13 protein-coding genes are annotated in these 13,979 nt (G+C 51.9%); 5 read left to right on the forward strand and 8 right to left on the reverse strand.

The window, feature by feature from the left end; translation table 11 throughout:
- Nucleotides 1-2: 2 nt before the first annotated feature.
- The 4 genes from Q0Y46_RS04375 to Q0Y46_RS04390 form a co-directional block, all read right to left on the reverse strand.
- Nucleotides 3-491 (reverse strand): hypothetical protein, encoded by a 489-nt coding sequence (locus Q0Y46_RS04375; RefSeq protein WP_297945342.1) that lies wholly within the window; start codon nt 489-491, stop codon nt 3-5.
- A complete protein-coding gene (locus Q0Y46_RS04380) occupies nt 492-1,100 on the reverse strand; it encodes a hypothetical protein (RefSeq protein WP_297945345.1) in 609 nt (202 codons plus the stop codon).
- Nucleotides 1,101-1,447: 347 nt separating this feature from the next.
- Entirely contained in the window at nt 1,448-2,059 is a 612-nt protein-coding gene (locus tag Q0Y46_RS04385; protein WP_297945348.1) for a hypothetical protein, read from the reverse strand.
- A 2-nt stretch (nt 2,060-2,061) separates the two neighbouring features.
- Nucleotides 2,062-2,217, reverse strand: coding sequence for a hypothetical protein (locus tag Q0Y46_RS04390; protein WP_297945351.1), 156 nt, complete (start codon nt 2,215-2,217; stop codon nt 2,062-2,064).
- Nucleotides 2,218-2,559: 342 nt separating this feature from the next.
- Here Q0Y46_RS04390 and Q0Y46_RS04395 point away from each other — a divergent pair, with 342 nt between their 5' ends.
- The 5 genes from Q0Y46_RS04395 to Q0Y46_RS04415 all read left to right on the forward strand — a co-directional run bounded on the left by Q0Y46_RS04395 (nt 2,560) and on the right by Q0Y46_RS04415 (nt 9,478).
- Nucleotides 2,560-3,639 carry an RluA family pseudouridine synthase gene (locus tag Q0Y46_RS04395; protein ID WP_297945355.1) on the forward strand — a complete coding sequence of 360 codons (1,080 nt, stop codon included), beginning with the start codon at nt 2,560-2,562 and terminating at the stop codon, nt 3,637-3,639.
- A 56-nt stretch (nt 3,640-3,695) separates the two neighbouring features.
- A complete protein-coding gene (locus Q0Y46_RS04400; protein WP_297945357.1) occupies nt 3,696-4,565 on the forward strand; it encodes an SUMF1/EgtB/PvdO family nonheme iron enzyme in 870 nt (289 codons plus the stop codon).
- 12 nt (nt 4,566-4,577) lie between these two features.
- Nucleotides 4,578-6,326, forward strand: coding sequence for a TIGR02171 family protein (locus tag Q0Y46_RS04405; RefSeq protein ID WP_297945360.1), 1,749 nt, complete (start codon nt 4,578-4,580; stop codon nt 6,324-6,326).
- 343 nt (nt 6,327-6,669) lie between these two features.
- On the forward strand, nt 6,670-7,806 hold the full coding sequence (carA, locus tag Q0Y46_RS04410; protein WP_295680544.1) for a glutamine-hydrolyzing carbamoyl-phosphate synthase small subunit: 1,137 nt from the start codon (nt 6,670-6,672) through the stop codon (nt 7,804-7,806).
- Nucleotide 7,807: 1 nt separating this feature from the next.
- A complete protein-coding gene (locus tag Q0Y46_RS04415; protein ID WP_297945364.1) occupies nt 7,808-9,478 on the forward strand; it encodes a CTP synthase in 1,671 nt (556 codons plus the stop codon).
- Between the two features lie 68 nt (nt 9,479-9,546).
- Here the strand turns inward: Q0Y46_RS04415 and feoB are convergent, their stop codons facing one another.
- From feoB to Q0Y46_RS04435, 4 genes are all read right to left on the reverse strand, one after another.
- Nucleotides 9,547-11,874 carry a Fe(2+) transporter permease subunit FeoB gene (gene feoB, locus Q0Y46_RS04420; RefSeq protein WP_297945367.1) on the reverse strand — a complete coding sequence of 776 codons (2,328 nt, stop codon included), beginning with the start codon at nt 11,872-11,874 and terminating at the stop codon, nt 9,547-9,549.
- Nucleotides 11,874-12,113, reverse strand: a complete 240-nt coding sequence (locus Q0Y46_RS04425; protein WP_295680537.1) for a FeoA family protein — start codon at nt 12,111-12,113, stop codon at nt 11,874-11,876. Before Q0Y46_RS04425 ends, feoB begins: the two co-directional genes overlap by 1 nt.
- Before the next feature lie 11 nt (nt 12,114-12,124).
- Nucleotides 12,125-12,550, reverse strand: a complete 426-nt coding sequence (locus Q0Y46_RS04430; RefSeq protein WP_295680535.1) for a metal-dependent transcriptional regulator — start codon at nt 12,548-12,550, stop codon at nt 12,125-12,127.
- Between the two features lie 156 nt (nt 12,551-12,706).
- Nucleotides 12,707-13,966: a hypothetical protein gene (locus tag Q0Y46_RS04435; protein WP_297945371.1), complete on the reverse strand. Its 1,260-nt coding sequence runs from the start codon at nt 13,964-13,966 to the stop codon at nt 12,707-12,709.
- Nucleotides 13,967-13,979: the final 13 nt, after the last annotated feature.

A 13,979-nucleotide genomic window follows, 5' to 3' on the forward strand; every position in this document is an offset into this window, starting at 1 on the left:
ACCTACCGCCACTTACTCCGAAGCCATTCTTGCAATTCAAGAACTACCGGATAAAAGTCATTGTCTATTCTGTGCGTTGGAATAATACGAACCGTTTTACTTCTCTTAATCCTAGATTTACTTGGCATAAGCCACGAAACGCTCTTCAAATCTTTCATGAACACTTTTGACTTTTCTTTCCCATCTTCTTCCCTAAAAGCAGTCCATTGCACTCGGATTCTTCCAGATGTTGAATCCAATGACTTTTGCAATCTTAAAAAAGTTTGAACATCCGTATCATGGAGTGTGTCGGCAAAAACTTCAGCTTCATTCCTCCACACTTTCGTATACATCACAGTCGAATCTTGGCATAAAGACGCTTGATACAGCACCGAGTCCGTTTTTTGGATAACCTCGACTATTTTTACAAAATCACTCCGAGGCGGCGTGTATGGCACGCCACCCACCGTTGTATAATACGCCGAAGCCATTATCAAAAGCCAGGAAAGCATTTATTTACCCAACCCCATCAACTCTTCATACTTGGAAAACAAATCTAGCACCACCTTGTATGACTGTCCGTACACCTCTTTTTCCACGTCTGTTTTTTTGTAAAGCGAAATTTCCTTACATTCCGATTCAGACATAATAAAAAATGCGCGAGAATCGTACAATTCTCCTGGACGACGGTGTTTCCATGACATCAGCGGGAAACTACCTTCTAGATTCAACAATTCGCGATATAGCGATTTATAAGCATCCGTTCCGCCGAGAACAACACTATCAAGCAGTACCTCAGTTTCGACAAAAGAAGTATCTCTGACATCATCTTTAAGGTGTGTCCGCTCCATATATATTCTTAGAGAATCCCCGACAGGCGTAATAATTCGAACGAGTTCAAAACCTTCTACAGGGCCTTCCCCATACAAATGCCAGTTAGAAGAATCCCGCTCCATCCCAACCATAACAATAGAATTGGGGATGCAATAACTTGATTCCATTTCCAATTCAACAGCCAAATATTCCTGACCTGAGTATATCTGCGATATTTTCTCATTATGACAGCCAAACAAAAAAAAGACCATCAGGGTCAACAACTGAATCCGCATTCCTTTTATCAAACACTTCATGAGCACCGGTCTACGCGGGAATCTGTAACATCTTGTCATAAATATATACAAAATCGTTTGAAAGCATACATTTGTATGCATTAAGAGCTACAGTTTGGCAATCTCTTTCATGGAAAGGCCGGATATTGCAGCAATCTTTTCAACAGGATCACCGTAATCACGCATAGCCTTCGCCATTTCGCGTTCACGTTCGACATGGCGTTATGATCCCATTCCTTGTGGTACATTTTCTGGTATGCCTCGAATTCTTCTTTGCTGAAATTAGATACTTTCGAACTCTCTGTCAAATGTTCGAACAATTCCGTTTAGAACGTCATTTAAAAACGTTTCTAGGAAAACTATTTGATGTCAATTAAGTCAAAATACATCAAACGGGTGTGCAATGGTTTACTTGCCAGCAATTTTATGTTAACGCCTAGAGCTCTTGCCTCATTGATTTCTGAGCTATACAGAAACTTGAATTGATTCTTCTGATAGTAATGGATGACACCGGGCTCATTAATTGCATCGACAATGATAAAACGGCATCCAGTCTTGTTTTCATCGCTACGGAACCAAGCTTTTATAAAATCCATTACCGCAGAGCCAATGCCCTGCTTTGCAAAATCAGCATTCGTTCCCAATCGTCCAACTAAAACACCTGGGTAACGTCGAAGATTCTTTTCGCCATTTTCCGTGACGTATTCTATTTTGGCTTTGTCTTCCGGAGCGAGCTGCTTTATTCGAATGGAGTCATTTGAAATTGTAAAAGCCGCAACAATGCAATCCGGTTTATCTTTTAGGCGAAAAACATAGGTTTTGCCGAGAAGTTTTTTGCCATATAAAAGAAAATCCTCGGTAAAGAATTCATCGAGATCCGAATTACCGCATTTGAATGGTTTGCAGCTTTGTAAGAGTTCAGGCGTGAGCCTCGCGAACGAGCCGCGATTTAAAAAATAGGCAAGATTCATGCCTAGAAACCTTGCTCACGAAGGAAATTCCTGACCAACAGAATTTTTTCGCCATAATCCTGTTTTTGGTCGTTTTTCTCAGCAAAATCAGCCTCCTTGAGAAAACGCTCAGCGTCTTCCCCCTGAAGGGTCGGTATAGATCTTATTGCTACGGCCATAGAATTGTTCCTCTATTTACAAAATACGTTTTTGAGTTGCTGTTGTCAATCAATATTTCAAACACGGACAATATAAACCGGCAAAAAGCGCAAGTCAAGACAAAATAATTTTGCAAAAAAAGATGGACAAAAATTCCGTTTTGAACGTCTAAAAAAGCAAGGAATGAGGAAAAAACACAGCCTTAAAAATTCATCCATACACCTTGAATGCCTGACGACGCGGCTTTTACTCTTCTTTCCCCCAAATAAGCATGATCCCCATCATGCGATAATGCACGTCCTATTTGAACATCTCCCCGCAATTTCTATATTTGTCCGACAAATCTCCCCCAGCCGGAACAGATGATTACAAGACTTATCGACCGTAACTTTGCCAACATGAGGTTGGACCGTTTCCTTCGCAAGGCCTTCCCGGAGGAATCCCTTTCTGTATTTTTCGCCGTCATCCGTAAAAAGAAAGTCCGTGTCAACGGGGTTATCGGCAAGGCAAACCAGATGCTCTCCGAAGGGGACGTCGTCTGCATTTATGAAAATTTCAAATCGGTGAATAGTTCAGACGAGAAACAAGGCTCGGGGCTCGAGGCTTCAAGCACCAAGTCCGAGGCTCAAGATTCGGACAACAAGTGGGGTGCATCGAAAACGGGGTTTGCAAAAAGCAAGTCCACCTGGGGCAAGGACTCCTCCGTCGGAAAACAAGCACGATGGGGCGCACGCGAGCTCGATATCGTCATCCAGACCGAAGACTATGTCATCGTGAACAAGCCCTCGGGACTCGCGAGCCAACCCGGCAGCGGCACCCGCCCGGGCGAAAGCCTCGTAGAATATCTTTGGGAATGGGGTAAAAGCGAAGGCCTCGACTTCAAGCCCACCATCGCACACCGTCTGGACCAGGAAACGTCCGGCATGCTCATCGCAGCCCTCCACGGCGACACGCTCCGCGACTTCACGCGCATGATTCGCGAACACGAAGTGGAAAAGTTCTACTTCGCGCTCGTCAAAGGCAACCTGAAAAAAGAAAAAGGCACCATTGACGAAAGCCTCACCCGCACCGACGCGGCCAAGGGATCCAAGATGAAGGTCGGCGAGACCGGCAAAGACGCGCAGAAGGCCATCACGCACTACCGTGTCAAGCAGCACTACGAAGGCTACGACCTCGTAAAAATCAAGCTCGAGACCGGACGCATGCACCAAATCCGCGCCCACTTCGCAAGCATCGGCCACCCGCTCCTGGGCGACACCCGCTACGGCGATTTCGCGCTCAACCGCGAGGCAAAGAAAACGCTCGGGCTGCACAGGCTCTTCTTGCACAGTTGCCGCCTAGAATTCGTGTGGCAGGGCGAGCGCAAGGTCTTCGACTGCCCGCTCCCGAAGGAATTGCAAAGTGTCATCAAGCAACTGAAGCCCATCAAGATGGATCGGTAAAAAGATGACCTTGAAAAAATTCATCGTCTTTTTCGCCCATCGAAGAAAGGCCAGGAATGATTCGCGTTCCGGCATCGGACACCAAAGTCAATCTTGCCGAAAAGATGGATATCACGCTAACCTACGAATTCCTTATCGGGATTCACGAGGTCACCTGCGGAGAATACGGGGACCTGAGCTGCGCTGGCGACAGCCTCCCCGTCGCCAACATCACCTTCTTTGATGCGGTCCTGTTCGCAAACGCAAAAAGCAAAGCTGAATCGCTGGACACGGTCTACACCTACACCAAGGCCACCTTCGATTCCCAAAATCACTGCACCTACCTTGAAAATTTCGCGACGAACTACGACAAACTGGGCTACCGCCTGCCGACAGAAGCCGAATGGGTCAAGGCGGCCGCCTCGGACTGGGATGCAGCAAACAGCTGGAACAGCGGGAACTCAGGGAACGTCCCTCACAACGTATGCTTTCTCAAAGCAGACAACTCGAAATTCTGCGATTTCGCGGGGAACGTGATGGAATGGGAGAACGACTGGCTCGGCCCCACAGCAGAGACCCCTTACAGCAACTTTATCGGAGCGGCCCAGCCGAACGGCATCGGTGAGAGGATTGTCAAGGGAGGCAGCTTCGCAAACGACATTCAGTCCATCAACCTGTATTCGCGCGGAGATGTCTACACAGTCACCTCATCGACCCGAGCAGACTATGTCGGATTCCGCCTCGCACTTGGAATTATTCCGAACCCACAGACCATCAGCAATTCGGCCCAGCAGGGCGGGCAAACCATAACCAATCTCGCCAATTCAGACATCATCCGCAACATCACCGGCACTTACGCAGCCAAGCTTGCCTTCCGCAACGACATTTCGGGCAACCTTGTTTTCATCAACTATTCCGACATTACCTTGTCCATGGTCGAAATCTAGGACACGCTGAATGTGTACCGCCCGGACATTTCCCCCGACGGGAAATGGGTCGCCTTCTGCACAGGCATGGAGGGCGTGGGTGGAACCTCTTCCCTATACGTGCGCAAGCTCGATGCCACCGGCAGCGGTCTTGTCAAACTCAATGTCGAAAGTGCGACCATCCCCCGCTGGAGTGTCACCGCAAGCGGGGACACCGTCATCACCTATGTAACCGATGCCGGGAACAACAAGGAAACGGCCGACTGGCAACAATCAAGCACTTGGCAAGTAGCCTTTGCAGGCGGGGCCTTCGGCATACCCCAAAAATTATTTGACGGTTCTTACCACGGCGGCATCAGCGCAGACGGAAGCATCGCTGTATCGGGTTCCAAACTCCTCCGCGCACGCACCGCCGCACCATCAAGCAACGTCTACGCCGCAGACGCGACGGACAACATCTGGTACAACGGAGAACAAGCCTGCAACGTTTCCCTCGTCAACGACAGCACGAATCGCGTTGCATTCCTCGACTTTGGCGGGAACACGGGTAAGGAATTTGTCGGGACACCCTATGCCACACACCAGCGCATCCTCATTGCCAACAAGAGCGGGCAACTCATCCAGTCGATAGGCTCTCCCGCCGGTTACACGTTCGACCACACCGAATGGGCAACCGACGGCATAACGTCGAACATCGTGGCAACGCTTACAAACGTGGACGGAGAACACCAGAAAATCGTTCTCGTGAACGTCGCAAATTCGAGCATTACCGAACTCATCCAGGGCGAAGAAATTTGGCACCCCTGCCTATGGGTAAGCCCCGCCACAATCAAGCCACCCCACCCCGACTCCACCAAGTTCCCCATCGTCCTCGATCCCGACAGTGCGGGAGTCTACTTCGTCGCAGGCGGCACCGAGATTGCCGTAAAATGGCGCTACAAGATGGAACTCCTGTGGAAATACCGCGACACTTCAAATACGGTGATACTCGGTTCCTCGCGAGCCCTGCACGGAGTCATTCCCAACCAACTGACAGACGTGACCAAGGCTCCCAACCAGGCCAATGTGACCATGGCCCTCAACCTGGCCAATTCCAACAACACGCTGTTCTGCACGAAATTCATCCTGAACAACTACATCTTGCCGCACATGAAGAACCTAAAATACATCATCATGTCGATTGACATAGACCGCGGATTCAACACAGCGGCACAGAGTTTCTTTGAAGTTCTCAGGAACACCATTCCCGGCTACGTCTACGACGAGAACCACAATTTCTGGAAAGACGGTGTTCCTGAACAACTCCCCCAGCTGACATACGCATCCTTAGGCTACTACAAGTTCGAATCTTACAGGGAAACGCTCGGTTTCGAACCCCTAGAATCTAATGGCTGGGGCGAAGCCAAGGTCTGGACCGACAGCATGTGGGTATCCAAGAGGCGCGACCTCTACGACGCAAATCTCGTTCTGCTGAAAGAAATCCTGGCCGAGACCCAGAAGCACGACATCCGCGTCATAGGGATTATCTTCCCGCAGAATCCCCTGTATGCATCCACGGGATCGTTCTCGTTCCACGGGATCCAACGCAGCATTGCCCCCACCCTCATCCAGGAACTTGCGGACCTGAGCAAGACCTACCCGAACTTCACTTTGATGGACGAAAACAAGATGGGCGATCACGATTACACGGACGGCATGGCCTACGACAACAACCACCTTTCGGTTGATGGAGCCATCCAGATGACACTCCGCATCAGATCAGTTCTCGCATCAATGCCCTAAAATAGGCCCGGCACTTCATTTACGATTTTTGTAAAACACTTTTCTATTCTGGAAAGAAAATGTAAAAGAATTGCCTTTTTTGGCTAAAATTACCCAAAAAATTTCAAATTTTACCTCTTCCCAAGAGCCTTTTCAATTATTAAATTTTGGTTCCGATGAGAATATCGGAATCCATTAAGGCCCCCATAAGCGCAGCCGTTGCAACCCTCCAGCAACGGGACATGGCGACTCTCCACGGGCATCTGATTTTCGGTTCTGTCTTTAAATTTTTCAATCGTTTGGCAAAAGCTTCTGGCTTTTGCCTTTATTTTTATTCGGATTTTCATTACATAGCGAGCAAAACATGACTGACAAATTCAACTGGAAAGCGAAACGCGAGAAGAAGGCGTTTCTGGCATTGGCGGATGGAACCGTCTTCAGGGGCTATGCCTTCGGGCAAGCAAACGATACCGTCGGCGAAGCGGTATTCAACACCGGCATGGCGGGCTACAAGCAGATTTTGACGGACCCCTCCTATGCGGGCCAGTTCGTGGTGTTCACCACAGCCGAAGTCGGAGCCTATGCGGCAAACCTCGAGAAGTCCGAATCGCGCGACGTGTTCCTGAACGGGATTGTCGTGAACTCACTGGACGACGTGAGCAAGGAGATTGGCGAAGAAAGCCTGCACGACTACATGCTCGCCCACAAGAAACCGGGCATCGCAGGTGTGGATACACGCGCCCTCACCATCCACCTGCGTGACCATGGCGCACAGAAGGCCTACCTGCACGTGGACGGCACCGAAATGAGCGAAGCCGACGCCATCAAGAAAGCCCAAGAATGGGAAGGCCTGGACGGCCAGGACTACGCGAGCAAGGTGAGCGACCCGAACGGTTACGAATTCAGCACCGAAGGTGACCTGAACGTGGTCGCGCTCGATTTCGGCATCAAGACGAATATTTTGAGGAACCTCGCCGCACAGAACATGAAGGTGACGGTGCTCCCGATCAACGCGACATTTGAACAGGTGATGGCGAAGAAGCCGGACGGCGTGTTCCTCTCGAACGGTCCTGCCGACCCGAACAGCCTCCCGCAAGTCGCTGCAGTCGTCAAGCAACTCTTGGGCAAAGTTCCGCTGATGGGTATCTGCCTCGGTAACCAGTTGCTCGGTCTTGCGCTCGGCGCAAAGGTTTCCAAACTCAAGTTCGGCCATCACGGTTGCAACCACCCGGTCAAGAATTTGAAGACTGGCGCCGTGGAAATCACGAGCCAGAACCACAACTACGCCATCGAAGAAGCTTCGCTCCCCGCGAACGTAGAAGTCACGCACATCAACCTGAACGACAATACGGTCGAGGGCATCCGCCACAAGGAACTCCCCGCGTTCAGCGTGCAGTACCACCCGGAATCCGCTCCGGGACCGAACGATTCCTACTACCTGTTCGGCGAATTCAGGCAGATGATTGAAAACTTCAAGGCAGGCAACACCGGAGAGGCATAGCATGACCAAGACCGCAAACAAGGGCAAACAGACCAAGTACATCTTCATTACCGGCGGCGTGGTCAGCTCTCTCGGTAAGGGAATCACCTCGGCATCGCTTGCGCTGCTCCTCAAGAGCCGCGGCTACAACGTGTTCATGCAGAAGCTCGACCCGTACTTGAACGTGGACCCGGGCACCATGAGCCCCTACCAGCATGGCGAAGTCTTCGTGACCGACGACGGCTACGAAACCGACCTTGACTTGGGCCACTACGAACGCTTCGCGGGCGTACACTGCTCCAAGGCTTCGAGCTACACTTCGGGCCGCATCTACTCTTCCGTACTTTCCAAGGAACGCGCGGGCAAGTACCTCGGCGGCACGGTGCAGGTCATCCCGCACATCACTAACGAAATCAAGGACGCCTTCCGTTCTGCAGCCGAAAGCGGCGCCGACATCGTGCTCTGTGAAATCGGCGGTGTGGCAGGCGACATCGAATCTCTCCCCTTCCTCGAAGCTGCAAGGCAGTTCCGTTTTGAAGTCGGCGTGGAAAACACCTGTTTCATCCACCTGGTCTTGGTGCCTTACCTCAAGGCCGCTGGCGAACTCAAGACAAAGCCCTCGCAGCACTCGGTGGCAGAACTCCGCAACATCGGTATCTTCCCGGACATTCTGGTGTGCCGCACCGAAATGACGATTCCGCAGGATCACCTCGACAAGCTTGCGCTCTTCTGCAACGTGAAGCCCGAATGCGTGATTGAAGAAAAGGACGTGACGGATTCCGTCTATGCGGTACCGCGCGAACTTTCCAAGCAGGAACTCGACCTCCGCGTGCTTGAACAGCTCCACTTGAGTGTTCATCCGATCGTCCACTCCGAATGGGACAAGCTCGTCAAGAAGGCTACCCAACCCAAGTTCGAATGCACCATCGCGCTTGTGGGCAAGTACATCGCCATCCGCGACGCCTACAAGTCCGTGCACGAAGCTCTGCAGCACGCCGGCATGGAACACAACGCCAAGGTGAAGGTAGAATGCATCGAGGCCGAAGAACTCGAGAAGAACCCGAACATGATCAAGAATGCCGACGGCATCCTGATTCCGGGCGGTTTCGGCAGCCGCGGCGTGAACGGCAAGTGCGTCGCCATCAAGTATGCCCGCGAACACAAGGTCCCGCTACTCGGCATCTGCCTCGGCATGCAGTGCTGCGTGATTGAATTCGCCCGCGACGTGCTCGGCTGGAAAGACGCCAACTCTACGGAATTCGACGAGAATACCGCCCACCCGGTCATCGACCTGATGGACGAACAGAAGAACGTCACCGAGAAGGGCGGCACCATGCGCCTGGGCGCTTACCCGTGCAAGCTCATGAAGGATTCCAACGCCGCAAAACTCTACAAGAGCGAAAAGATCAGCGAGCGTCACCGTCACCGCTACGAGTTCAACTACAACAGCGAATTCCGCAAGGAACTCGAAAAGGCCGGCCTCAAGATTGCCGGTACTTCTCCCGATGGAAAGCTCGTGGAAATGGTGGAAATCAAGAACCACCCGTACTTTGAAGCTTGCCAGTTCCACCCGGAATTCAAGAGCAGGCCCACCGCGCCGCACCCGCTGTTCAGCGGCCTCGTCAAGGCTGCACTTGATCAGAAAAAGAAAGGTTCTGCGCCGGCCAAAGCCACTCAAGCAAAAAAGAAATAACAGAAAAACAACCAAACAGAAAAAGTCCTGGCTCTCCCGCCGGGACTTTTTAAATATGCAGAAAAAACTTAATCGAACACTTTCTTTTTGCGCTGGTCACGGCCAATCAGCACGAGGCTCACGACCACGCCGGCGAGGAGAGCAACCGAAGTCACGATCCATGCAGTAGAATGCCCGCAAGTCACCTGGAAGAACAGCACCGAAAGGCTCCAGCCGATGATTGTCTGGAACACCATCATGAGCGTTCCGTAAAAACGCCCGAGTTCGCGGAAGGCAGTCCCCATGGCGGCAAGGCACGGCACATAAAGCAATATGAACAGCAGGTAGGCCAGCACCTGGAAGTTTCCAAGGTTGAAATGAGCCTGCATCGTCTTGTATGCGCCTTCGTTTCCAGCACCTTCGCTTTCTTTAATCGCCTTTTTGACACCCAACGGATTCGCGATGGACGTAAAGACTTCCACCAAGTTCGCCGGGACACTCACAAGGGCTTCCTTCACCGTCGATTTGAGGCTAAATGACGACTCAGGTCCCTGAGCCTGCCGAAGGGCCTCGTTCTCGGCTGGAGCTGCGTCGACCTCCCCCTCGCCGCCCGTGCCCTCAATGGCGTACAGCGAATTAAGCGTACCGACAATTGCCTCCTTTGCAAATAGCCCCGTAAAGAGCGCCACCGAAGCAGGCCAGTTATCACGTTCGACACCGAAGGGTTCGAACACCGGCGTAATCACCGTACCCACGGCACTCAACACCGACTTTTCGTTGTTGTCGTTACCGAAGCTCCCGTCAATGCCGACGGAGCCCATAAAGCCAAGCACAGTCACCATGATGAGCACGACCTTGCCCGCACGGAAAACGAATTCCTTGAGGCGGAGCCATGCGTGACGGAAAAGATTGCGCACTTTGGGCAAATGGTAAGGTGGCAGCTCCATGATGAATGTCGATTCCTTGCCCATGAAAATCGTATGGCGCAAGAGCAGGCCGTAAATCAACGCAATCACGATACCTGTCAGATAAATCCCGAACACAAGCGTCCCTGCACTTTCGCCGAAAAACGCCGCGCCAAACAGCGCATACACCGGAAGGCGTGCGCCACAGCTCATGAACGGGACCAAGAACAAGGTCAAAAAGCGTTCGCGTTTGTTTTCGAGCGTGCGCGTGCCCATGAGCGCCGGCACCGAGCAGCCAAAGCCCACAATCATCGGCACAAAGGCCTTACCTGGGAGCCCAAGAAATCGCATAAAGCGATCCGCCACAAACGCTGCACGCGACATGTAGCCGGAATCTTCGAGGAACGAAAGGCAAAGGAACATGAAGAAGATGACCGGAATGAACGTCGACACCGTCTGGATACCCGTACCGATGCCGTTCGCCAACAGCGCCACGACAACGCCCGGCGCGCCAATCTTCGTCAGAAGTTCCGTCATGCCGTCCACGAAAATTCCGCCGAACAGAATGTCGAAGAAATCGATGAACGCGCTGCCGACCTTCACCGCAAACCAGAACACCAGATACATGGCGATAAGGAATAGCGGTATTCCCAAGATACGGTTCAGGAAGAGCTTGTCGAGTTTGTCGGTTCGCGTGCGCTTGTTGGTGTTGTCGCGAATCACCGCCTTTGCGATGTCGCGGGCGTAGGAGTAGCGGGAATCGGCTAACGCAAATTCCACCTCTTCGCCCAAGTCTTCCTCAATCTTGTCGTGTGGAATTTCGACACCGAGTTCGTCGGCAAGTTCCAGCACTCGACCGCTATGTTCCAGGTACTGCACCGCCGTCCAGCGCGGGCTTGCGCCGAGCTTGTCGGCCACGGGCTTGAGCGGCACCGAGATCTCTTCAATCAGCTTTTCAAGGACTTCGGAATGCTTGACCGCCTTCGGGAGCGGCAATTCGCGGCTATTGTGCAGCAACTTATGCAAGTCGTTCACGAAGCCTTCGCAACTCTTGGGCGACACCGCCGTGAGGCCAATCGCCGTCACGCCGAGGATTTCTTCGAGCTTATGCAGGTCCACATGGATACCGCGACTCGCCGCAATGTCCATCATGTTCACCGCCAAGACCATCGGCACGCCCTTTTCCATCAGCTGGCTCGTGAGGAACAAGTTGCGTTCCAGATTCGTCGCATCCAAAATGTTCACGACTAGGTCCGCCTCGCCCTTGAGCAGGTAATCGAGAGCGGCGCGTTCATCTTCGGAGTTCGCGAAAAGCGCATAGATGCCTGGCAAGTCCACCACGCGAATCGTGTGGTTGTCGAGTTTGAACTGGCCTTCTTTCTTTTCAACAGTTACGCCCGGCCAGTTGCCCACAATCTGGTTCGAGCCGGTGAGCGAGTTGAACAACGCAGTCTTACCGCAGTTCGGGTTGCCCGCAATCGCAATCGTGAAAATCTCTTTCTCGATTGGCATCAGACTCTCCTCAGCTTAAGCACATTGGCTTCTTGTTTGCGGAGCGAAAGCCTATACGAAAGCACGCTGACCTCAACCGGGTCGCCGAGCGGGGCCACCTGCAAAACCTGCAACACCACACCACGCACAAGCCCCATCGACAAAAGTTTGGACTTGTACTGAGAATCACCCGTGTTGTATCCAATAATTTCGGCCTTGTCGCCTTTTTTAAGTTCCGAAAACTTCGGTTCGATATTCATACACCAACGATTTATTTTTTCGTAGATTTAGCGGTCTTCGACTTTTTCGCAGACGTTCCCACTTCTGCAGGATTCACAAATTCTTCGATTTTTTCAAGCGTCTCCGCCGAAAGAATGTGCTCCATGCAGCAGGCGTCCTTGTCGGCAATCGCCTCGGACACACCGAGCTTGATCAGGAACCCCTTCAACAGAATATGACGGTTCAGAATCTGAGATGCGACGAGCGCACCTTCCGAAGTGAGTTCGACACCACTGTAAGGCTCCTGCGTCACAAGGCCCAGTTTCTTGAGTTCAATCACCGCCTTGGCAACCGACGGCATCTTGACCTTGAGCGCAGCCGCAATGTCGCGGACACGGGCAATCCCGTTCGCAAGGCGCAGCATGTGCACCATTTCCAAGTAGTCTTCGAGGCTCTGGCTTAACTTTACTTGTTCCATAGGACGGCTCCGATTAGTCGAAAAACACACCTTGTTTATTAGTCATAGCTAAATTTAGAAAGCCTTGGCTAATTAGTAAAGGCTAAACCTTGAAAAGAACACCAAAAAAGCCACCCCACTTTCGCAGGATGGCCTTCTGTCTGAGGTTGGAGTGAGTTAGTCTGCAATCGGGACGATATAATAAGCCGTTCCGGTGGTCACGCCCATTTCCTTGGAGACCTTGCCGCTAGCGATGTCGTAGCGGTAGATAGCGCCGCCCTTCTTGTCGGCATGGCCCAGGAGCACGCTCTTGCCGTCGGCATCCAGGTGAATAGACGGGGCAAACCACGGGATGGTCGGAGAAAGGTCCACTTTTTCGACAGTCTTCTTGTAAACATCGACAACCACAAACTGCCATTCATAATTGTTGAAGTTGCTCGGGTCGGCAAAGCTGCCGAAGAATCCCATGAACTTGCCGTTACCCATGTAGGTGCCGCCCACCATCAGGTTGTTTTCATTCGTTTTCTTGCCATCGTATTCAGCATCGTGCATGCGGAAAACCCAGTCCTTGTCAAAGTCGGTTTTACCCTTCTTGATTCGGATCCAGCCTTCCTTGTAGCCTTCAACGTAGCAGTAAGAGGCATTGGAATAGAAGTAGATATCGCCCTTTTCATCGACAAAGGACATGGTGTTGTTCATGTCGTCCATGCCGCCAACGGCTGCGACCTTGTCACTAAAAATGGCCTTTTCGACCTTGTCTGTTTTCACATCGATAACCACCACGGAGGCGCGCGGGCCCGCGATGAAATTGTTGAAGTCGACGAACTGGCTCAAGGTCAGGAACATCTTGCCGTCACGGATTACGGCGGAGCCCGGAACCGATGTCAAGGCACCGCTTTCTTCATCAATGTACTCGGAAAGATCGATGGTTGCCGTGGTCTTGAGCGTCGTGGGGTCAAGGGCGGTAATGGCGTCGCCCATGGACTGTTCCACGTACATCTTGTTTTCGTCAACGAACTTCATCATGATGGCGCGGGTGCCCTGGAACTTGGCCGTGGCAGAGGCCTTCTCGGGCATATTGCCGTCTTTGTCCAACTCATAGCGAGAAAGGGTGCTGTTCATGGCGTCGTCAGTAGCGAGCACGTAAACGGAGCCGTTGAAGTAAGCGACGCCACCTGCGTTCGGGGCTTCGATAAAGTCTTCGACAACCTTGGACTGATCATCGGAAAGAGAGGCTGTTCCGACAAATTGAGAGGCGTCCATCATAAAGGAGAGCAGGTACTTGTCCCCCGAAGAAGAGCCGTTGTCGCCAGCGGAACTGGAACTGGAGTCATCGCCACAGGCTGCGAGCATTCCGGCCAAGGTTAAAGTAACTAGAGATTGCTTCGCTACGCTCGCAATGACATTGCGTGATATTGTATTTTTGAAGAGGTTCATTTGTTTTTCCTTT

Source organism: uncultured Fibrobacter sp., from assembly GCF_947305105.1.
Classification (GTDB): Bacteria; Fibrobacterota; Fibrobacteria; order Fibrobacterales; family Fibrobacteraceae; genus Fibrobacter.